The 21,237-nt window shown below is 66.8% G+C and carries 20 protein-coding genes; 8 read left to right on the forward strand and 12 right to left on the reverse strand.

Annotation, left to right across the window (positions count from 1 at the left end):
* The first annotated feature begins 29 nt into the window (after positions 1 to 29).
* From dusB to GONAM_RS22750, 4 genes are all read left to right on the forward strand, one after another.
* On the forward strand, positions 30 to 1,163 hold the full coding sequence (gene dusB, locus GONAM_RS07690) for a tRNA dihydrouridine synthase DusB (protein WP_006866193.1): 1,134 nt from the start codon (positions 30 to 32) through the stop codon (positions 1,161 to 1,163).
* A gap of 175 nt (positions 1,164 to 1,338) precedes the next feature.
* Positions 1,339 to 3,591 (forward strand): LCP family protein, encoded by a 2,253-nt coding sequence (locus GONAM_RS07695; RefSeq protein ID WP_040535705.1) that lies wholly within the window; start codon positions 1,339 to 1,341, stop codon positions 3,589 to 3,591.
* Positions 3,592 to 3,696: 105 nt separating this feature from the next.
* On the forward strand, positions 3,697 to 4,359 hold the full coding sequence (phoU, locus tag GONAM_RS07700; RefSeq protein ID WP_006866195.1) for a phosphate signaling complex protein PhoU: 663 nt from the start codon (positions 3,697 to 3,699) through the stop codon (positions 4,357 to 4,359).
* A 167-nt stretch (positions 4,360 to 4,526) separates the two neighbouring features.
* Positions 4,527 to 4,676, forward strand: coding sequence for a hypothetical protein (locus GONAM_RS22750; RefSeq protein WP_164905310.1), 150 nt, complete (start codon positions 4,527 to 4,529; stop codon positions 4,674 to 4,676).
* A 57-nt stretch (positions 4,677 to 4,733) separates the two neighbouring features.
* Here the strand turns inward: GONAM_RS22750 and pstB are convergent, their stop codons facing one another.
* The 6 genes from pstB to GONAM_RS07730 form a co-directional block, all read right to left on the reverse strand.
* Positions 4,734 to 5,510: a phosphate ABC transporter ATP-binding protein PstB gene (gene pstB / locus GONAM_RS07705; RefSeq protein WP_040535707.1), complete on the reverse strand. Its 777-nt coding sequence runs from the start codon at positions 5,508 to 5,510 to the stop codon at positions 4,734 to 4,736.
* Positions 5,511 to 5,536: 26 nt separating this feature from the next.
* The gene (gene pstA / locus GONAM_RS07710) at positions 5,537 to 6,436 is read right to left on the reverse strand and encodes a phosphate ABC transporter permease PstA (RefSeq protein ID WP_006866198.1); all 900 of its coding nucleotides are present in this window, start codon (positions 6,434 to 6,436) and stop codon (positions 5,537 to 5,539) included.
* Positions 6,437 to 6,438: 2 nt separating this feature from the next.
* Positions 6,439 to 7,470, reverse strand: a complete 1,032-nt coding sequence (gene pstC, locus GONAM_RS07715; RefSeq protein ID WP_006866199.1) for a phosphate ABC transporter permease subunit PstC — start codon at positions 7,468 to 7,470, stop codon at positions 6,439 to 6,441.
* A gap of 156 nt (positions 7,471 to 7,626) precedes the next feature.
* A complete protein-coding gene (gene pstS, locus GONAM_RS07720) occupies positions 7,627 to 8,700 on the reverse strand; it encodes a phosphate ABC transporter substrate-binding protein PstS (RefSeq protein WP_006866200.1) in 1,074 nt (357 codons plus the stop codon).
* Positions 8,701 to 8,859: 159 nt separating this feature from the next.
* Positions 8,860 to 9,765 (reverse strand): mycothiol synthase, encoded by a 906-nt coding sequence (gene mshD, locus GONAM_RS07725; RefSeq protein WP_040535710.1) that lies wholly within the window; start codon positions 9,763 to 9,765, stop codon positions 8,860 to 8,862.
* Positions 9,746 to 10,549 (reverse strand): winged helix-turn-helix domain-containing protein, encoded by an 804-nt coding sequence (locus tag GONAM_RS07730; protein ID WP_006866202.1) that lies wholly within the window; start codon positions 10,547 to 10,549, stop codon positions 9,746 to 9,748. Before GONAM_RS07730 ends, mshD begins: the two co-directional genes overlap by 20 nt.
* 206 nt (positions 10,550 to 10,755) lie before the next feature.
* Here GONAM_RS07730 and GONAM_RS07735 point away from each other — a divergent pair, with 206 nt between their 5' ends.
* The 4 genes from GONAM_RS07735 (at position 10,756) to GONAM_RS07755 (ending at position 14,289) form a co-directional block, all read left to right on the forward strand.
* Positions 10,756 to 11,613 (forward strand): LmeA family phospholipid-binding protein, encoded by an 858-nt coding sequence (locus GONAM_RS07735; RefSeq protein WP_006866203.1) that lies wholly within the window; start codon positions 10,756 to 10,758, stop codon positions 11,611 to 11,613.
* 411 nt (positions 11,614 to 12,024) lie between these two features.
* Entirely contained in the window at positions 12,025 to 12,864 is an 840-nt protein-coding gene (locus GONAM_RS07740; protein WP_006866204.1) for a sulfurtransferase, read from the forward strand.
* Between the two features lie 5 nt (positions 12,865 to 12,869).
* Positions 12,870 to 13,175, forward strand: a complete 306-nt coding sequence (locus tag GONAM_RS07745; RefSeq protein ID WP_006866205.1) for a DUF1416 domain-containing protein — start codon at positions 12,870 to 12,872, stop codon at positions 13,173 to 13,175.
* A 385-nt stretch (positions 13,176 to 13,560) separates the two neighbouring features.
* A complete protein-coding gene (locus tag GONAM_RS07755) occupies positions 13,561 to 14,289 on the forward strand; it encodes a heme-binding beta-barrel domain-containing protein (RefSeq protein ID WP_040535717.1) in 729 nt (242 codons plus the stop codon).
* 40 nt (positions 14,290 to 14,329) lie between these two features.
* Here the strand turns inward: GONAM_RS07755 and GONAM_RS07760 are convergent, their stop codons facing one another.
* From GONAM_RS07760 to GONAM_RS07785, 6 genes are all read right to left on the reverse strand, one after another.
* Positions 14,330 to 15,253 (reverse strand): hypothetical protein, encoded by a 924-nt coding sequence (locus GONAM_RS07760; RefSeq protein ID WP_006866207.1) that lies wholly within the window; start codon positions 15,251 to 15,253, stop codon positions 14,330 to 14,332.
* A gap of 406 nt (positions 15,254 to 15,659) precedes the next feature.
* Positions 15,660 to 16,322 (reverse strand): hypothetical protein, encoded by a 663-nt coding sequence (locus GONAM_RS07765; RefSeq protein WP_006866208.1) that lies wholly within the window; start codon positions 16,320 to 16,322, stop codon positions 15,660 to 15,662.
* The gene (locus GONAM_RS07770; protein ID WP_006866209.1) at positions 16,322 to 17,248 is read right to left on the reverse strand and encodes an Rv1363c family protein; all 927 of its coding nucleotides are present in this window, start codon (positions 17,246 to 17,248) and stop codon (positions 16,322 to 16,324) included. Before GONAM_RS07770 ends, GONAM_RS07765 begins: the two co-directional genes overlap by 1 nt.
* Positions 17,245 to 18,684, reverse strand: a complete 1,440-nt coding sequence (locus GONAM_RS07775) for an MCE family protein (RefSeq protein ID WP_006866210.1) — start codon at positions 18,682 to 18,684, stop codon at positions 17,245 to 17,247. Before GONAM_RS07775 ends, GONAM_RS07770 begins: the two co-directional genes overlap by 4 nt.
* Positions 18,684 to 19,979 carry an MCE family protein gene (locus GONAM_RS07780; RefSeq protein ID WP_006866211.1) on the reverse strand — a complete coding sequence of 432 codons (1,296 nt, stop codon included), beginning with the start codon at positions 19,977 to 19,979 and terminating at the stop codon, positions 18,684 to 18,686. Before GONAM_RS07780 ends, GONAM_RS07775 begins: the two co-directional genes overlap by 1 nt.
* Positions 19,976 to 21,235 (reverse strand): MCE family protein, encoded by a 1,260-nt coding sequence (locus GONAM_RS07785; protein ID WP_006866212.1) that lies wholly within the window; start codon positions 21,233 to 21,235, stop codon positions 19,976 to 19,978. Before GONAM_RS07785 ends, GONAM_RS07780 begins: the two co-directional genes overlap by 4 nt.
* Positions 21,236 to 21,237 lie beyond the last annotated feature (2 nt).

The raw sequence follows: 21,237 nt of genomic DNA on the forward strand, positions 1-21,237 counted from the left end.
CGGAACGTCGTTCCGGGGCGTCCGCCAAGTTGCGCATCGGCTCCATCGAACTGGCGAGCCCCGTCGTGCTCGCCCCGATGGCCGGCGTCACCAATGTCGCGTTCCGCACGCTGTGCCGCGAACTCGAGCTCGCCCGTACCGGCACCGTCTCCGGCCTGTACGTCTGCGAGATGGTGACCGCCCGCGCGCTCGTCGAACGCCACCCGGTCACGATGCACATGACCACCTTCGGGCCCGATGAGAACCCGCGATCGATGCAGCTCTACACCGTCGATCCGGAGTACACGTACCAGGCCGCGAAGATGATCGTCGACGAGAACCTCGCCGACCACATCGACATGAACTTCGGCTGCCCAGTACCCAAGGTGACGCGCAAGGGCGGTGGCTCGGCCATCCCCTACAAGCGGACTCTGTTCCGCAAGATCGTCGCGGCCGCCGTCCGGGCGACCGAGGGCACCGACATCCCGGTCACCGTCAAGTTCCGCATCGGCATCGACGACGACCACCGCACACACCTCGACGCCGGTCGCATCGCCGCCGAGGAGGGTGCCGCGGCGGTCGCCCTGCACGCCCGGACCGCGTCGCAGCGGTACTCCGGCGAGGCCGACTGGGACGAGATCGCGCGCCTGAAGGAGCACGTCACCTCGGTTCCTGTCCTGGGTAACGGCGACATCTTCGAACCCGCCGACGCCGTGGCGATGATGGACCGGACCGGCTGCGACGGCGTCGTCGTCGGCCGCGGCTGCCTCGGACGTCCGTGGCTGTTCGCCGAGCTCGCCGCGGAGCTCAACGGTTTCGACGCCCCCACTCCCCCGAACCTGGGCGAGGTCGCCGAGATCATGGTCCGGCACTGCCAGCTCCTCGTCGACCACCACGGTGAGATGAAGGGCTGCCGCGAGATCCGCAAGCATGTGGCGTGGTACCTACGGGGATTCCCGGCCGGCTCGGAGATCCGGCGGCGGATGGCACTCGTCGGCAGCGTCGACGAGCTACGCGAACTGCTGTCCGAGCTGCCTGCCGACGCGCCGTTCCCCAGCGACGGCCACGGTCCGCGCGGCCGCCAGGGTTCGCCGGCGAAGGTTGCACTGCCCGACGGCTGGCTCGACGATCCCGACGAGGACGTCGTGCCCGCCGGCGCGGAGATCATGCACTCCGGCGGCTGACACATTCTGCGAAAACCGTCACAACGCACCGCTGGCTGAGGCCGCTTCTCAGGTGCGATCAGTAGTATGGCGCGAAGGTCCCGGCCTGCCGGGTCCCTACGTGCTTGCGCACCGCGTCGACCAGCCCCGACGCGCGGTTGGCGCTTTGTAGACCTCGGGGCATGAGGAACGTGCATTGAGTCGTTGGACATCGGGACCGGACGAACCGGAGGCGGGCGACGAGGCCAACAGGTCTCGTCGTGGCCGTCGTGCCGGACGCCCGGACGATGGCAACGACCGCCGTCCTCCGGTGGATCCCCGCGCCCAGAACCCAGACTCGGGTGCACACCCGAGTCTGCGGGAACCGCGTGCGAGTGACCGCTTCGTACGTGGGCGGACGCGCCTGACCGTCCGCGAGCTCATGGAGCAGATGAACGCGGAGGAACCGCGGACACCTCCGGCAGACGCCCCGCGCCGCGGACGCTTCCGCGCCGACACCACCGACCAGGCACCCCCGGCCGGTCGGCCCACGAACATCCCGCCGACGACCCGCGGCCGGTCGCGCCGCTTCGATCCGGCGCAATCCGACCAGGTGCGGCCCCCGCGGCCTCCGCTCGGGCGCAGCGATCAGGGGCAACCCGCGGCAGACGATCGTCCCACCGAGATCCACCACTTCGGCAACGACGTCACGCAGAAGATCCCCACCATCGGTGACAAACCCGACGCTCCCGCGCCCGACCTGTCGGACCAGGCCACCGCGAAGCGGGCCATCGAGGAGTCGCGCGCCCAGGACGCCATGGTGCCGCCGGTGGCCCCGAGTCCGCCGCGCGCACCGCTCGAGCGCACCCCCGACCTGACCGGTCCGCTGCAACTCCGTCAGGGTCCCCGGCGTCATCCCGGCCGCGGCGATGATCCGCGCGGCTCCCTCCTCCGCAAGACCACTGCCACCGGGCGCATCCTGGTGACCATCGCATGTGTGACCGCCCTGGTCGGCACCGGCTTCGTCTGGAACTACCTGCAGTCATGGAACGGCAACTGGCGCAACGTCACCGCCGTCGACGCCGAAGACAAGAACATCCGCAACAAAGACGCCCAGCACGGTGACGAGACCTACCTGATCGTCGGCACCGACACCCGCGGCGGCAACAACTCCAAGGTCGGCGCGGGTACCGTCGCCGACGCCGAGGGTGCGCGCTCGGACACCGTCATCCTGGTCAACGTGCCGGCCAACCGCGAGCGCGTCGTCGCGGTGTCCTTCCCCCGCGACCTCCAGGTCGATCGCCCCGCGTGCAACTCCTGGGACAACGAGACCGGTGAATACGGCGCCGAGCTACCCGCCGAAGACGGGGTCAAGCTCAACAGCGTCTACTTCTACGGCGGCCCGCAGTGCCTCGTCCGTGTGATCACCCAGATGAGCGGTCTCAACATCAACCACTTCATCGGCATGGACTTCTACGGTTTCGAGAAGGTCGTCCGCGCGATCGGCGGCGTCGAGGTCTGTTCCACAGCGCCGCTCTACGACTACGAGATCGGCCACATCCTCCGTAAGCCCGGCAAGCAGAAGCTGACCGGCCGCCGCGCACTGAACTACGTCCGTGCCCGCAACATCGCGTCTGAGGGCAACGGCGACTACGGCCGCATCAAGCGCCAGCAGTTGTTCATGTCGTCGCTGCTGCGGTCGACGCTGTCGGGCAACGTGTTGTCCAACCCGAACAAGCTCAACAGCATCGTCAACACCTTCATCGAGTACAGCTACGTCGACGGTGTGGACACCCAGTCGCTGATCCAGCTCGCCGAGTCGATGCAGGGCATCGAGGCCGGCCGCGTCTCCTTCCTGACCATCCCCACCTCCGGTACCTCCGAGGACGGTCAGAACAACGAGATCCCGCGCACCGACGACATCGACGCGATCTTCAACGCGATCATCGACGACCTCCCGCTGCCCGGTGAGAAGAAGGCCGAGAAGAAGGAGCCGACGTCGAAGGCACCCTCACGGGCCCCGAGTTCGCGGAACTCGACCGAGACCCCGGGACGGGTCAACGCCACCGCGCAGAACCCCGGCAACGTCGGTGTCCGCGTGCTCAACGGCACCTCCACCACCGGCCTGGCCGCGGAGGTCTCCGAGCAGCTGACCCCGTACGGCTTCGACGTCCGCGGCGTCGCCGATGCGTCGGAGAACCGGGACGACACCGTCGTTCGGTACGGCCCGGGACAGCAGAACGCGGCCGCCACACTGGCCGCGATGTTCCCCGGCGCCGAGATCCAGCTCGACCGGACGGTCAAGTCGGGTGTCGAACTCATCCTCGGGTCCGACTTCACCGGTGACCTGGGATCGGTGCCCGATGCCGGGGCCACGGTGAACGTCGAGCAGCTCGCGCCGGCCGAGAACACCGGTGACCTGCCCAACGACCTGGCCGTCACCAACGCGGGCGACACCACCTGTACCTAGTCCGGCCGGTCCGGACGAGCGACGTCGGAGTCTCTGCACCGGACGTTCATGCTGCGTTCATCGGTCGTGGGCGGAACGGACCGATCCCCGACGTAAGCTGGGCACATGCGTACCGCCTACCAAGAGCAACTCGAGGCGCTGACCAACGTCCTGGGTGAGATGTGTGAACTCGCGGGGACCGCGATGTCGCGCGCCACCCAGGCACTGCTGCAGGCCGACCTCGCCGTTGCCGAAGAGGTCATCGGGGACGCCGAGCGGATGACACGGTTGTCGGCCCGCGCCGAAGAACAGTCCTTCGCCCTTCTCGCACTTCAGGCACCGGTCGCCGGTGACCTCCGCGGCGTCGTCAGCGGTTTCCAGATCGTCGCCGACGCCGACCGGATGGGCGCGCTCGCTCTCCACGTCGCGAAAGTCGCCCGTCGACGCCATCCGGCGAAGGCCCTCCCCGAGGAGGTCAACGGCTACTTCGCCGAGATGGGCCGGCTCGCGGTCACCCTCGCGAAGAGCGCTCACGAGGTCCTCGAGACCCGCGATCCCCAGGCCGCGCTGCGCCTACAGGAGGACGACGACGCGATGGACGACCTCCACCGCCACCTGTTCACCGTTCTGATGGACCGCGAATGGCAACACGGGGTCGCCGCCGCGGTCGATGTGACACTGCTCGGCCGCTACTACGAACGCTTCGCCGATCACGCCGTGCTGATCGGTCGTCGGGTGGTGTTCACCGCCACCGGCAAGACGCCCGAACAGTTCCAGAACATCGGGTGATCTTCCTCGCTCGCCTCCCCAGGGCGAGCCAGGGCACACATCTCGAGGGGCGGATAATTCAGTTCGACGAACTGAACGCGGCCGCTCTTCACGACAGCGAACATCGAGAGCCGTCAGCGGCACGGAACGATTTCGCACCTCCACATGTCCCCGTTATGGTGGCGGGCATGGGCCAGCATCAGCCGATCGAACCCGACTTCAATGCGATGACCGACGAGGACGCGGCGGCAGCCGCTCACCGCCGGCAGATCATCACCTACCTCGGTGTCATCGCCTCGCTCGCCGCTCTACTCGTCATCCTTCTCATCAACATGTGACGCGAACAGGGCCCCTCCCATCGTGGGAAGGACCCTGTCGGAGTTGTCACCGCGGCTCTAGCCGAACCGACCCGAGATGTAGTCCTCGGTTTCCTTCTTCGTCGGATTCGAGAACATCGTCTCGGTGTCGCTGATCTCCACGAGCTGCCCGGGCTGACCGACGCCCTCCAGGTTGAAGAAGGCGGTCTGGTCGCTCACGCGGGCGGCCTGCTGCATGTTGTGGGTCACGATGACGATCGTGTACTCCTTCTTGAGCTCTCCCATCAGGTCCTCGATCGCCAGCGTCGAGATCGGGTCGAGCGCCGAGCACGGCTCGTCCATCAGCAGCACGTCCGGTGAGACGGCGATCGCCCGCGCGATGCACAGCCGCTGCTGCTGGCCGCCGGAGAGGCCGCCGCCCGGCTTGTCGAGGCGATCCTTGACCTCGTCCCACAGGTTCGCGCCGCGCAGGCTGCGCTCGGCGACCTCGTCGAGTTCGGCCCGGTTGCGCACGCCCTGCAGGCGCAGGCCGGCGACGACGTTGTCCTTGATCGACATCGTCGGGAACGGGTTGGGCCGCTGGAACACCATGCCGATCGTGGCGCGCACACTGACCGGGTCGACGTTGCGTCCGTAGATGTCCTCACCGTCGAGCAGTACGCTGCCCTCCGCGTACGCACCCGGGGTGACCTCGTGCATTCGGTTCAGGGTCCGCAGCACCGTCGACTTACCGCAGCCCGACGGTCCGATGAAGGCGGTGATGCAGCGCGGCGGCACCTCGAGGGTCACGTCCTTCACCGCATGGAAGTCGCCGTAGTAGATGTTCAGGTCTTTGATGTCGAGGCGCTTTGCCATGACTGTTCCGTTTCTACAGAGATGTTTCAGGAGGTCTTGGGCGCGAAGATCTTCGACACGACCTTGGCCCCGAAGTAGACGATGGCCACGAGGACGACCAGGCAGAGGGCCGCACCCCAGACCTCGTCGAAGGCGCCTGGCCCGTTGTTGTACTGCTGCACCATCATCAGGGGCAGCGACTGCTGATTGCCGTCGAAGGGATTCCAGTTCATCGCGCGGGTAGAACCGACCAGGATGAGCACGGGCGCCGATTCCCCCATCACACGCGCGATGGCCAGCATCACGCCGGTCACGATGCCGGATAGTGCCGTCGGCAGCACGATCTTCACGATGGTCTTCCACTTCGGGATGCCCAGCGCGTAGGACGCCTCACGCAGGTCCTGCGGGACGATCTTGAGCATCTCCTCGGTCGCCCGGACCACCAGCGGGACCATCAGCAGCACCAGCGCGATCGCCACGACGAAACCCGACCGGGGGAACCCGAGCGTGGTGCGCCAGACCGCGTAGACGAACAGTGCCGCGACGATCGACGGGACGCCGGAGAGGATGTCGACCATGAAGGTGGTGACGCGGGCGAGCACCGACTTCTTGGCGGCGTATTCGACGAGGTAGATCGCGACGAAGATACCGAGCGGGATCGAGATGACGGCGGCCAGCGCGGTCTGGATCAGTGTGCCGACGATGGCGTTGGCGGCGCCGCCCTTGCGTTCCGGCAACGTCCACCAGTCGATGTCGAGCAGCGGTTCGATGCCGCGGATGACCAGGGTGGCGACCAGCCACACAAGCGGCACCAGCGCGACGAGGAGTGCGGCGATGACCGCGATCCGGACCACGTGATCGGCGACGCGTCGACGCTTCGCCAGCGGGGTGAAGCCCGACGGCTTCTTGACCGGGTCGGCCGTGGGCGACGGGGTGGTGACAGTCATGCTCACTTCTTTCCGGCGACGACCGCACGAGCGGCGGCGTTGACGATGAAGGTCAGGACGAAGAGGGTCAGGCCTGCGGAGATGTAGGCGCCGGTCTTGGCCGGCGAGTCGAACTCGGCGGCGTTGTTCGCGATCTTGGTCGCGAAGGTCTCACCGCTCTCCATCAGGTTGAAGTTCATCGGTCCGGCAGTGGAGATGATCAGCAGCAGCGCCATCGTCTCGCCGAGCGCGCGGCCCAGGCCGAGCATCGAACCGGAGATGTAGCCGGAGAAGCCGAAGGGCAGCACCGCGAGTTTGACGACCTCGAATTTCGTGGCGCCCAGGGCGAGCGCCGCCTCTCGGTGTCCCTTCGGGGTCTGCATGAAGACCTCGCGGGTGACCGCGGTGATGATCGGCAGGATCATGACGGCGAGCACGATGCCCGCGGTGAGCAGCGTGCCGCCGGTGGACATGTTCGCGACCTGGGTGGGCTGCTGGAAGAACGGCAGGAAACCGAGGTGCCCGACGACCCACTCGTTGACCGGTACCAGCGCCGGCCCCAACACCAGGATGCCCCAGAGACCGTAGACGATCGAGGGCACCGCGGCGAGCAGGTCGACGGTGTAGGTGATGGGTCCGACGAGACGCTTGGGCGCGTACTCGGTGAGGAAGATCGAGATCCCGAGGGCCACCGGCATCGCGATGAGGAGTGCGATGACCGAGACGACGACCGTCGCGTAGAACAGCTGCGGGATGCCGAAGGCGAGCTGGTTGCCACTGGTGATCCAGTCACCGGTGTAGGTGAAGAAGTTCTCCTCGTTCTTCAGCAGCGACGGCACGGCCTGCGCGACGAGGAACAGGGCGATCAGCCCGATGACGAGCGATACGACGAATCCTGAGCCGACGGCCAGGTTGCGGAAGATCTGGTCGGCCACGCGGTGGCGGGCCGCGGAGTGCAGGCTGCCCGGTGACGAACCGTCGGGCGATGCCTCGGGGAGGCTCGTCCCGTCGAAACCCGGCGGGACCGCGCCACCCTCGTTGCTCAGCGACGTCATGCGTCCTTCTCGTGCTTCCGCTCTGGTCATTGGGGCCACTTCCCGGTCCACCGCTCACAATCCGTGCGACACGCGAAGAGTCGTGTCAGTGTGTCAACCGCGAACGCGGGGCCGCAAACCCTGGCGGCCCCGCGAGCGCTGTTCTGTTGTGTCACGTCAGGCGTTGCCGCTACCGGCGAGCGCGTCGACGGTGCCCTGCAACCTGGCCTTGAAGCTCTGCGGTACCGGCACGTAGCCGATCTCCTCGAGGCCGGTCTGACCGTCGTCGAGGATCTTGGTGAACGCATCCTTCAACGTGGTGCTGGTCGACTCGTCGGAGTAGCCGGCCGAGCAGACGATCGAGTACGGGGTCAGCAGCAGCGGGTAGGCGCCCGGGGCCTTCGACGCGAAGAGCGCATCGGTGTCGACGATGAGGTCTTTGCTCTCGGGGTCCTTGAACGCCAGCGCGTCGAGGGCTTTGCCTGCGCTCGCTGCGTTCAGCTCGACCGGGCCCGCACCGAAGTCGATGTCGGCGACGCCGAGGTCGTTCTCGGTGGCGAAGCCCCACTCCACGTAGCTGATCGCACCCGGTGTCTTCTTGACGGTGTCGCCGACGCCGGTCGACTTCGACGCGCCGGAGCCGACGTCCTTGGGGGCGAACTCCTTGCTGTGTTCGTACGGCCAGTCGTTCGGCGCCGAATTCTGCAGGAAGCGCTGGAAGTTGTCCGTGGTGCCCGAGCTGTCGGAGCGGTAGACCGGCACGATGTCGGCGGCCGGCAGCTGTGCACCCGGGTTGAGCGCGGCGATCGCCGGATCGTTCCACTTGGTGATCTTGCCGTTGAAGATCTTGGCGATGACGCTCGGATCGAGTTCGAGATCGTCGACGCCGTCGAGGTGATAGGCGATCGCGACCGGGCCGACCACGAGCGGTAGGTGCCAGGGGTCGTTGCCGTTGCAGCGTTCCTTGGCCGCGGTGACCTCGTCGGCTTTGAGCGCCGAGTCGGAACCCGCGAAGTCGACGTCGCCGGCGATGAACTTCTTGATGCCATCACCGGAGCCGCTGCCGGTGTAGTCGAGGACGATGTCGTCATCGTCGGAAAGGATCTGGCCGAAGTGTTCCATGGCCTTCTGCTGGGCCGTCGAACCCTCGCCACTCACCGTCGGAGTGTCTCCCCCACCGCACGCCGTCACCAGGGTCAATGCCGCGATCGCCGACACCGCCGCCAGAGCGCCGTTCCGCTTGATTCTCACCGCAGGTGTTGCCTTTCCGTGTCGTTCTCCGTCCCGAGGCCCGGGTGTCCGGAGTGTCCGATACAGAAAGGTAGGCGCGTCGGATGGCCTGATCCCCGACAGAAGATGAACGGAAGGTGAACCCGGCACGTCGGGCTCGCGACGACCGGCCGAGGGGACTCAGCCGTAGGCGACGTCGACGGCGAACCTGGTGAAGCCGAGGCGTTCGTACGTCCGCAGCGCCGCCGTGTTGTCACCCTCGACGTAGAGGTTGATCTCGGCGACGCCGCGCCGTGCGAGGTGGTGGAGTCCGGCGAGCGTCAGCAGCTTGCCGAGCCCGCGTCCCTGGGCCTGCGGATCGACCCCGACGATGTACACCTCACCGAGTTCGGCGTCGTGCAGTTTGGTCCAGTGGAACCCGAGAAGCCTCGTGGGGTTCTCGGTGTCGAAGGCCAGGAAGAGGCCTTCGGGGTCGAACCAGTCGGCGGCGACCCGCTCGGTGATCTGATCGAGCTCCCAGCCGCCCTGTTCGGGATGCCAGTCGAAGGCGGCGTTGTTGACGCGCAGGATCTCCGCGTCGTCCGCCGATCCGTCGTAGGTCCGGAGCGTGAGCCCCGGATCGATTGCGAGCTCGGGGAGTTCGTGCCCTTCCCCGACCGGTCGCCGCAGTTGCAGCAGTTCACGACGCTTCTGCAGTCCCATCGCCGACGCGAGCGCCACCGCTCCGGGAAGGTCGCCATGCGCCCACACACGGGCGTCGAGGCCGCCCTGTCGCGCCTCGGCGAACGCGGCCTCGAGCAGCCGACGGCCCTTGCCCTGGCGCCGCTGCTCCGGGTCGACGACCGCCTCGATCATCGACGGTTCGCCGTCCCGACCGGGGACGATGTTGGCGTACGCCCCCGTCGACCACACCTGGATGATCGGCGAATCCGCATCGGCGTCAATCGCTTTCACCGCCTCGTCGGAGAGTGGAGCGACGCCGTCGGCGACTGTCGCGGCCCGCACCAGGCGATGCGCCTCGGCGATCACCTCCGCCGGAGCGGCCCCTCGTCGTACCTGGACATCGTCAGCTTCCGGCGCTGGCACTGAACTCCTCGTCGAAGGGACCGGGACCGTCGATCGTGTCGTCGAAATCGGCCGGATCGACATCCGGCACACCGTCTTCCGAGGCATCCCCGGTGTCGGGCTGAGCCGTCCGGCCGCGTGTGGGCCGCACTGCCTTGTATCCGACGTTGCGGACCGTACCGATCAGTGATTCGTGTTCGCTCCCGAGCTTGGCGCGGAGTCGACGGACGTGCACGTCGACCGTGCGCGTGCCGCCGAAGAAGTCGTAGCCCCACACCTCCTGGAGCAGCTGGGCGCGCGTGAACACGCGACCTGCGTTCTGCGCCAAGTACTTCAGCAGTTCGAATTCCTTGTAAGTCAGATCGAGGGGACGCCCACGCAGTCGCGCGGTGTACGTCCCCTCGTCGATGACCAGTTCCCCCAGGGTGACCTTGCCCGAGGTCTCCTCGGCGGCCACCCCCCGGGTGCGCACGACCAGCAATCGCAACCGCGCGTCGAGCTCTGCCGGACCCGTCCCCGGGAGCAGGAATTCGTCGATGCCCCAGTCGGCATTGACCGCGACCAAGCCACCCTCGGTCAGCACAGCCGCCACCGGCACCGACGAACCGGTGCTACCCAGCAGACGGCACAGTCCTCGTGCTGCCGCCAGGTCGGCGCGGGCGTCGACGAGGGCCACATCTGCGTTGCCCGCCTCCATGAGTGAGGAGACCTCCGTCGGGGCGACTCGCACGTTGTGGGCGAGGAGCGACAGCGACGGCAAGACCGATTCCGGATTGGGATCGGCCGTCAACAACAAGAGATCCACCTAGCACTCCGATCTCGTTCGGTTCCGGACCAACCAATCCGCTCACCACGCTGTGAACGCCTCCGCGCACATCGTCGAAGATTGTTTACGCTGCCTTACCAACGTGTGCGAGATAGGTGACAGAATAGCGCCACCGACGCACACCGCTGTTAACAAGGCGAGTCGAAGCCGTCGGTGCACACGATGGAGAGGGTGGTCTTCCGAGCATGCCGGGCATCCGGAAAGTCCTCGTCATCGCGGCGGTGATCGTCGTGGTCGCGGCGGCGGCAATCCTGCTCGTCGACGTCGGCGCGGCCATCCGCGGCGAACACCGGTTGTCGGTGGCCCTCGCCGAATCACCGCGCGTCCCATCCGATCCCGAGGTGACCCTCGCCGGGTTCCCGTTCCTCACCCAGGCCGGCACGGGCGACTACTCGGGTGTGACGATCGCCGCCCGCGGCGTCGAACTCCCGGGTTGTGAACCCGTACGCGGCGTCTGTCGCGGCGAACTGGGCGCCGTACTCGGCCGATTCCGGGGTCCCGAACGAGGCGATTTCTCCGCGAGTGATGTTCTGCACACCGACTCGATCTCGGCCTACACCCGCCTCGATGCGGTCACCCTCGCGCGGTATCTGCGCATCACCGACCTGACCGTCAGCACGCCCGGCCCCGACGGGAAGGCCGGCAGCGGTGGCCCCCAGGACGGGGTCGTCTCACGGTCGGAGGGGGTCGTCTTCACCGGGACGGTGGCACTGCCGCCCGACGACGGCCTCGACGCCGACGATCCGCCGTCCGCGTCGGCATACACCGGTCCGAAGGTTCGAGTCAGCGTCGCGGTCGACCTCTCGGTGACCAACGGTGCGCTGCAGATCCGGGCCACCGACTTCTACAGCGGACCCGAACGTCACGTGGACGCCGATGTCGGCGAGGACATGCGCGCGGCCGTGCTCGACCGGTTCAGCATGGTCCTCCCCCGACTCCCGATGGCCTGGGGGCTCGTCGCCCAGCGCGCGGAGAGCTTCGGCGGTGACGTCCAGCTGGTGTCCGAATCGGGCGTCACCGACGTGCGTCCGGACCGGTTCTGACCCGACGCCGCGACCAGACTCGCGCACATTCCGTTCGCAGCCTTTTCTCGCAGGTCAGAGTGCAATCCACCCGGGGTTTCGGACTCTGTTCGGCACTGTTGTACCCTCGTTGGCATGCAACAGCGCCGTGAGTACATGCTCACACGTCGCCGGGCGATCGACTTCTGTCGTGTCGCCGATTGTTGCTGTCGCACGCACCGCTGACGGTGTGCCATGACAAGCGCTGCCCCGCAGCCGCGCCATGCGCACCGCCGATGACGACGGGGTGCGTTTCTCCCGAGGCCTGAGTGTCTTCTCCATGCGCCTCCTCGTTCATCACAGACAGAGCCGCGGGCGTTTGTCCGCGCCTCGCCGCTGTTACGCATCACCAGATCCATCCACCACCAGTTATCCATCCGAAAGGAACCAGACATGGCACGTTCCGACGTCCTGGTCAGCACCGAGTGGGCTGAGCAGAACCTCAACGCCGACAACACTGTCTTCATCGAGGTCGACGAAGACACCTCGGCTTACGATGGCGGCCACATCCCGGGCGCGATCAAGCTCGACTGGAAGCAGGATCTGCAGGACGGCATCCGTCGCGACTTCGTCGACGCCGACCGCTTCTCCAAGCTGCTGTCCGAGCGTGGCGTCTCCAACGACGACACCGTGATCCTCTACGGCGGCAACAACAACTGGTTCGCTGCCTACGCCTACTGGTACTTCAAGCTGTACGGCCACAACGACGTCAAGCTGATCGACGGCGGCCGCAAGAAGTGGGAGCTCGACGGCCGTCCGCTGTCCTCGGATGCGGTCACCCGTCCGGCCACCGAGTACAAGGCCTCCTCGCCCGACCTCAGCATCCGCGCCTTCCGCGACGAGGTCATCGACGCCATCGGCACCAAGAACCTGGTCGACGTGCGCAGCCCTGACGAGTTCTCCGGCAAGATCCTCGCGCCGGCTCACCTCCCCCAGGAGCAGGCGCAGCAGCGCGGCCACGTCCCCGGTGCGATCAACATCCCGTGGTCGACCACCGCCAACGAGGACGGCACCTTCAAGTCCGACGAGGAGCTCACCGCTCTGTACGCGGACAAGGGATTCGACGACAGCCGCGAGACCATCGCGTACTGCCGCATCGGCGAGCGCTCGAGCCACACCTGGTTCGTGCTGACCGAGCTGCTGGGCAAGAAGAACGTCAAGAACTACGACGGAAGCTGGGTCGAGTACGGCTCGCTGGTCGGTGCGCCGATCGAACTCGGAGAAGGAAAGTAATAACTATGTGTGCTGCACCCAAGCAGGGACAGAAGCTGCCTGCGGGCGTCGACGTGGAGAAGGAGACCGTCCTCACCGGACAGGTCACCGACGGCTCGGGTAACCCCGTTGCCGGCGCCTTCGTGCGTCTCCTCGACTCGACCGGTGAATTCACCGCCGAGGTCGTCGCCTCGCCCACCGGCGACTTCCGATTCTTCGCCGCTCCCGGAACCTGGACGGTTCGCGCCCTGTCTTCTGTGGGCAACGGCGATGCGTCGATCAGCCCGGAGGGTCCCGGCATCCACGAGCAGGACATCGTCGTCTCCAAGTGATGCAGTCCTAGTCGTGGGCGTCTGAGACCTCACGACGCGACCCGGTCACCGCGCTGCGGTGACCGGGTTTCGTCATTTCCGGGGCCGAAAATCGGGTGAATGCCCAGACATCCGGTCCCTGAGGAGCGCCTGCTGGAGCACCGTCCCGTTCCCCCAGGAGCGCCTGCTGGAGCACCGTCCCGTTCCCCCAGGAGCGCCTGCTGGAGCACCGTCCCGTTCCCTGAGGAGCGAAGCGTCTCGAAGGGAGACCCCCTGAACCTCCCGGACATCCCCGGGTTAGAATTTGCCTCGTGGTCCTTTTCTTCGAAATCCTGCTGATCCTGGCCGCCGTGCTGATCACCTGGTTTGGTGTCTACACCCTCTACCGCCTGGTCACCGACGAGTCGTGACGTCCCACCCGGGAGCCGGTGACGCCGGCGACGAACCAGTCGGCGCCGCCCCCTCGGGCGACGGTGTGCCCTCTGGCGACGGCGTCGTAGCCGGCGGTGGCACCCATCGGTCGGGCGACGAGGCGATCAACCAGGCCGAGGCACGTGCCGTCGAGTCCGGCAGTCGTGAGCGCAACATCCCCACGTGGGACGATCTCCCGCTGCCCGCGGACACCGCCAACCTCCGCCTCGGCGCCGATCTCCATCCCGGCCTGCTGGCTCTGCTGCCACTCGTCGGCGTCTGGCGCGGCGAGGGCGAAGGCCACGACGCCGAAACCGACACCGACTACCACTTCGCGCAACAGATCGTCGTTTCGCACGACGGGCAGAACTTCCTCACCTGGGAGTCGCGCTCGTGGGTCATCGACGACGACGCCGCCTTCGAGCGTCCCGACCTCCGCGAATCCGGTTTCTGGCGCATCGGTGAGGACGACACCATCGAGTTGCTTCTCGCCCACGCCGAGGGATCGGTGGAGCTCTTCTACGGCACACCCCTCAACCAGACCTCGTGGGAACTGGCGACCGACGTCGTCATCAAGTCCCAGTCCGGCCGTCGCGCGGGCGGCGCCAAGCGTCTCTACGGGCTGGTTCCCGACGGCGACCTCGCCTACGTCGAAGAACGGGTCGGCACCGACGGTGACCTCTTCCCCCGACTGTCGGCCAAACTACGACGCCACGTCGGCTGAGCCCGGCCGCACTCTTCTCGACGCGCGCTCCGGGCGTCGCTCAGCGATGCACCCGGCTGCAGCCGCGTCGGCGATCCGAGAACGCCACGTACAGGTTGCGCTTCGGTAGCGCGCTGTACACCAGCGATCCGAGCATGACCACAACCGATCCGTATGCCGTGGCGGCTCCGGGGCGACCCGCCCATCCGGGGTGCACGGTTCCCGACGCCGAGACGTAGGGGCCACGTCCGGGCGAACCGGTCTGCCGTTGTCCCACCACCGAGAACACGTCGCTCTGCGCTGAGTGCGGGGAGACCGGGAAGTCGACCCGCTCACGCGGACCACATTCGACGACGCTGTACTCCGTCCCGGCCCGATGAACGACCGCAACCCAGCTGTCGCCGGCATTGCGAACAGTGAAAGTCGTTCCACCGGAACGGTATTGGTATGAGATCCGATCCTCCGCCGGGTCCCGTAGGCGGCAGCCGGCGAGTCCGCCGACCCAATCCGTGCTCCACGGGGTCAGGTAACGCTGAGCGAGGAACTCCCGCTCGGTCGGGATAGGGATGGTCACCGGCCTCGCCTTCCCCTGCTCGACCCACACCCCGCCATAGACCACCGGACGACCGTCGGCGCGTCGAGGCGCCTGCACGTAGGTGAACGAATCCTCGTCGGGCAGGATGATCATCTCGCCGGGTCCGAGACGCCGGAGCTCGACGCGGCCGTCGACGAAGAAGATCAGCGCGGCCGCGGGGCCGGCACCCCGGTTGTGGATGGACACGTGTTCGTCGTCGGCATGGAAGAGTCCGGCCTCGTGGGGGTCGGCAAAGGTGAAGCGGGGCGGCGTCGTGGTTCCGAAGTCGGGATCGCCGGGACCCCAGTACAGATCGTCCCACCGGCCGTCGCGAGCAGCGGCGTCGTCGGCGACAGCACCTCCGAGACCAGGACCGACCGACTGTTCGCGGACTGCGTTCGTGGCGACCATCGTTCTCTCCTCGGGCGGGTGTCCCCTGTGGCAGGTATTCGTGACAGGTACATCGCCGGACTGCTCCGGTTCATAACGCCCGCACCCCGAACTCTCGAGTAGTCCACCACCCGAACGACAATGTCCGGACACGATGCCCGGACATGGAACGGCCCCCGCATCGCTCATACGAGCCTCGTGCCGACCGGACCGGGTCGGGATGCGGGGGCCGGGTGACCACCTGGTATTCGTCGGCGCTGACGAGGCGGGGATCCACCTCCGGCGACACGAATGCCACACGGTCAGCTGCTAACGGATGGTCACCTCACATGTCCGATGAGAAATCACTATCAGACCACCTCCTTCCCTGTGTACCCGCGAAAGTACGCCCGATTCCGGCGTCCCGCAACGGGATTTCGGAGGAGTGTCAGGGCACGGGAACCGCGGGTGCGCCCGATCCGGGGGCCGGAGCCGCGGGCGGTGCGGACGGCGCCTGGGAAGGGGCCGGTGACTGCCCGGGCAACGGCTTGGCGTCCGGGGGCAGGGACTCGACGACCTCGAGCTTGGAGCGGAAGGTGTCGTCGGTGATGACCTCGATGTGGTTGATCATCCAGCGGTCGCCCTGACGTTCCATGTTGAAGGTCAGCCGTGACGGGTTGATGCTGACGAGTTCCTTCTGACCGCGGGTGACCGACTGGTTCATGAAGATCAGCACCTTCGAGGTGTCCGCGGTGTTGGTGACCACGCCGGCATCCTGGATGGTCACCTCGGACACGACCTGCTGCTTGCGGACCTCCGCGGCGAGGTTGTTCTCGGTGATCAGCTTGGTGTACTCGGGTTTGGCCGGGCCGGTCAGCACGCTCATGGACTGGTCGATGTGGTCGCTGACGTTCTCGGCGTTGTACCCGAACATGGTGTTCGCGTAGTCGCGGGCGGCGGCGAGAGAGGACTCACGCGCATCCTCGACCGAACGGCCCTCGGTGTACCGGTAGCCGAGGAAGGCGGTGGCTGCGACGGCCGCCACGACGAGCACCGCGAGAACGATCAGTCCGAGGCGTCCCTTGTCGGTTCCGGGCTTCTTGTCGGCCATCACGCCACCCACTCGAAGTCGGTCATCTTCAGCTCACCGTTGATGCGGGTCATGTCGACGCGCCAGCGGAACACCTTGTCCTGGGCGGGAGTCTGGCCGTCGAGCGACTGCTGATGCCAGCCGAACACCATGATCACCGATCCCTCGTCGGGTTCGGACTTGGTGACCGCTGAGCTGAGGATGATCGACTTGGTCTCGAGCTTCCCGTCGCGGACGAGCGAGGCGACCTGCTGGATGTTGTTCTGGACCTCCTGCTTGACCTTGCCGGAGGTGTCGTCCTGCACCGATTTCAGTGTCTGGTCTACGGTGTCGGGGTTCATGCTCGTCAGGTTGATCAGCACCTGCGAGGCGAATGCCGAGTACTCGGCACGCAGGTCGTTCTGCTGGTCCTGCCGGGCGATGCCGAGGGCGAACACCACCGAGGCCACCGCACAGACGGCGATGAGCACGATCCCGACGACGACGCCGACCACGGTCCGCGACGAACGCCGGCCCGAGCCGCGGTAGCGGACCTTGCCCTTGCCCGTCTTCTCCGGGGTCTTCGACGCCAGTCGGTTGCGACGCCGCTCCCGGTAGCTGACGGTTTTCTCGACCTCTGACGGATCGGGGGCGATCTCCTCCCCGGCGTCCGGCTTCGTGAGCGACACCGCACCGGTCGCGGTCTCCGCGTTCCGGTCGGCCGGGGTCTCCACGGCATCCGGAGCGGCTGCATCCGGTGTGGCCGTGTCCTCGACGGCCGTCTCGGTCACCGGGGTTGCCGCTGAGCGCTCTGCCGGCTTCTTTCCCCCCGAGCGGCCGCGGCGGATGGGTGCCGATCGGACCGGACGCTTGGCCGTCCGACGGTCGGTGGAGCCGGTGCGGTTCGGTGTGGTGTCGGTCGGGTTCCTGGTGACCGGGGTGGTGGTGCCGGTGCCCTCAGGGGTCACGGACTGACCGTCCCGCTGATCATCGTCTGCCATGTACTGCTCTGTCCCTGCCCTTCACGCCCCGTGCCGGCGTTGTACGTCTTGCCGTCGGGTCCGATGAAGTTGCCCGACTCCGGATCGTATGTCGTGGCGTACACCGCAGGCTCTGCCTCGAAGTCCTTCGGTGTGCCCGGTGTCACGGTACCGGAGGACGCGGGCTCCCATTTCAGGCCGAACGGCAGGCCGTTCTGGAAGGGATCCACCGAGCCGGGGTTCGGCTTGTACCCGGTCCGGCATTCCGCCGGCGTGGGCGCACGGCGGCCGGGGAACTCGGCACAGGGGTAGTTGCGGGCGCCGCGCACGGCGATGTTGGAGTTCTGCGGGACGCGGCACAGCATGCCCGGGGGCAGCTCGCGAGCGGTCTGTTCGGACGGCCACCGCCACTCCTCCTTGGGCAGGAAGCCGATGTTGCACACCGGCCGGTCCTGGAAGCCCAGGGAGAAGTTCACGTTCGGCCCGAAGTTGTTGGTGCCGGTGTTCAGAGCGGTGATCAGCGAATTGACCAGACGCGGGTACAGCACCAGGATCTGTTTCCAGTTCGGCAGGTAGACCACCTGGGTGTGGGCGATCGTGCCCAGGTTCGACACCAGCAGTGGGTACGACCCACCGAGCGATTCGAACAGCTCCTGGGCTTTCGACGTCGTCGACGGACCCTTGCTGAGGATGTCGCCGATCTCGGGCCGGTTCGCCCGGAGTTGGTCGGTGAACGCGGTGACGTTGCGTGTCCAGGCACGGATGTCGTCGGCCGTACGGGACTGTGTGGCCAGCAGAGGTGCACCCTGTTCGACGAGCTGGATGGTGGTGTCGGTGTTCTTGTTGGCCTCGCCGATGAACAGGGTCATCGAGTCGAGCAGCCGCTGGAGCGACTCACCGGTGCCGTTGAACGCGACGAAGGCCTCGTCGACGAGCGACCGGAGCTTGGTGTCGCCGATCTCCTTGAGGAGCGCATCGGCCTGGTCGAGCATGGTCGAGATCTCCACCGGCACCTCGGAGACGGTGACCTCGGAGTTGTTGTGCAGGTAGCCGGTCGGGGCGTCGGCGGGCGGGTCCGGGTTCGGGGTGAACTCGACGAACTGCTCGCCGATCGCGGAGACGCTGCGTACCGATGCCTTCGCCGACGCAGGGATGTCGGTGCCGTTGTCGATGACGAGCGTGGCCTGCACGCCGTCGTCGGTGAGCTTGACCGAGTCGACCTTGCCGACGTAGACGCCGCGGTAGCTGACGTTGGCGTTCTGGTACAGCCCGCCGCTGGTCTCCATGTTCAGCTGCACCCGGTAGCTGCCGACGCCGAACATCGACGGGATGCGGATGTAGAACAGAGCCATCACGACCATCGCGACCACGGTGACGATCGCGAAGATCATCAGCTGCATACGGACGAATCTGGTGATCTTCATCAGCGGCCACCTTCCTGATCGGAGGGCACCGTCGGCGGAGCCGTGGGCGAGGGCACCTGCACCGGCGGGATGAGGTTCGCCGGAACCGGTTCCGCGGTGTCCGGGAGCTTCTCGCCACCGGGGATCAGCGGGGCCGTGAACGGGTTCAGTCCGCGGGCGGCCGCCCCGGCCGGCTTGCCGAACACGCCCTCGGGTCCGGTGACGCCGAGGCTGGCGAACATGGTCTCGCTCAGACGGTCAACCGTGAGGTCGAGGGTCAGGTCGGAGTTCACGAAGTCACCCTTGACGATCTTCCGGACGGTCGGTTCGTAGAACGGGAAGGTCAGAAGGATGTTCAACGACTGCGTCATCGCCGGGCCCGAGGCCTGCAGCTGGTCGAGGGCGGGTTCGATGCCCTCGACGATCGTGACGATGTCCTCGGAGTTGGCGTCGAGGATGTCGTTGGCCGTCTTCGACAGCTTCGACACCGATGCGAGGGTGTCGAGGAACTGCTGACGCTGGTCGACCAGCAGCTGCAGGATCTGCGGGCTGGCGTCGAGCGCGCGTTCGATGGTGTCCTTCTGCTCGTTCATGGTGCGGGACAGGCGATCCAGCCCCTCGGTCGCGCGGATGATGTTGCCCTTCTGCGCATCCAGATCGGCGACGAGGGTGTTCAGCCGCGGGATCAGTTTCTTGATCTGGTCCTCGCGGCCGCCGAAGACCTCGCTCATCTCGTGCACGATGTCGCCGACCTGCGACAGGCCGCCGCCGTTGAGCACCACCGACAACGCGCTGAGTACCTGTTCGGTACTGGGGTAGGTGCAGGCCGCAACCTGTTGTGCCGCATTGATGTCGGGCACCGAGGGCACCTTCGGGTCGCTGACGATGTTGGACTGCTCGGGACACTTGGTCAGCGGGATCTCGTCGCCCGCTTCCAGGCGTCCGCCCTCCGGCTCGGCGGGCTGGACGATCTCGAGGTGCGTCGAACCCAGCACGCTGGTCATGCCGACCATGACGTGCGATCCGCGCGGGATGATCACTCCCTTGTTCAGCCGGATGGTGACCAGCGCGTTCCAGTCCTGCACCTCGATGTCGCCGATGCTGCCGACGGTCGAGTCGTCGATGAGGACCGGCGCGTTGTTGACCAGGCCGGCGGCCGACGGGATGAGCGCGGTGATCTCGTACGAGCCACCTCCGGTCCCGGCAGCGCCCGGCACGGGTAGCGAATTCGGCCCGTCGAACGAACATCCGGCGAGCAGCGTCGTGAGCGCCACCGCCCCTGCGGCCAGTCCGCCGCGTAGGCGTGACGACTTCATCGGTCTCCCCCGAACGGCACCAGCAGGTTCCCGAGCGGCGAACCGGCGTTGTCGCGCCGCGTCTCGTTGTCGATGCGCCGCACTCCGGCCTGTGCGCGGGCCTTCACGTCGGCATTCTGGTATTGCAACTGGCTCGGCAGCGCGTTGGCGCCCTGCACCGGATTCGACAGGAACGGCGGGTAGTTCATCGAGATCGACGACAGCACCGGCGCGAGGATCTCGACGCACTTGTCGATGTCCTCCTTCGACGTCCCCGGGCGTTTGGTGGAGTCCATCGACCCGCACAGCAGCGTGATCAGGTTGGTGCCGTTGGCGAGACCGAACACACCCGACAGCGACCCGGACAGCGGGTTGTAGATGTTGTAGAAGTTCGCGAGCTGGTTGGGCGCGGAGTGCAGGACGCCTGCGACCTGCTCGTTCTTGTCCGCGACGATCTTGGTGGACGCCGCGAGCCGCTCGACCGACGACGAGAGCGCGTCGGAGTTGGTGTCGATGAAGACCTGGACGTCGGTCATCGCCGAGTCCAGACCCTTCAGCGCCGCATCGAGCTCGGTGGTGTTGTCGGCGAGAACCGAACTGACCGAGGCGAGCCGGCCGTTGAACTGCACGAGCTGCTCATGGCTGCCCGACAGCGCATCGGTCAGCTTCTGCAGGCTCTGGATCGTCGAGAACAGATCGCCGCGTCCGGCCGCGAGGGTACCGATGACGTCGGAGACCTCCTTGATCGACTGGTTGATCGCGGCGCCGTTGCCCTCGAGGTTCTCGTCGAAGACGTTGACCGCCTTGGCCGCGGTGCCCTGGTCGGGCCCCTCCGGACCGATGGCCTCGGTGAGCTTGGTGAGCTGGGCCTTGATGTCGTCCCACTCCATCGGGACGGCGGTGCGGTCCATCGGGATGTCGTAACCGTCGGGCATCACTGCGCCACCGGAGTAGACCGGGGTGAGCTGAACGAAACGTCCCGACACCAGACTCTGCGCGACGATGACCGCCTTCGCGTCCTCCGGGATGTCGATGCTGTTGTCCACGCGCAGTTCGACTTTGACGTCGTTCTCCCGCGGGGTGATCTTCGAGACGCTGCCGACGTTCACGCCGAGCACCCGCACCGGGTCACCTTCGTAGAGGCTGGCGACCGAGCCGAAGTAGGCGGTGAACGTGTTGGTCGTCGACTTCAGGAAGACCGTCCACCCGACCACCACGAGGGCGATCGCGAGCACGACGGCGAGCACGCCGAGCAGAACTTTACGTCCGATGGTCATGG

Source organism: Gordonia namibiensis NBRC 108229, from assembly GCF_000298235.1.
Lineage (GTDB): Bacteria > Actinomycetota > Actinomycetes > Mycobacteriales > Mycobacteriaceae > Gordonia > Gordonia namibiensis.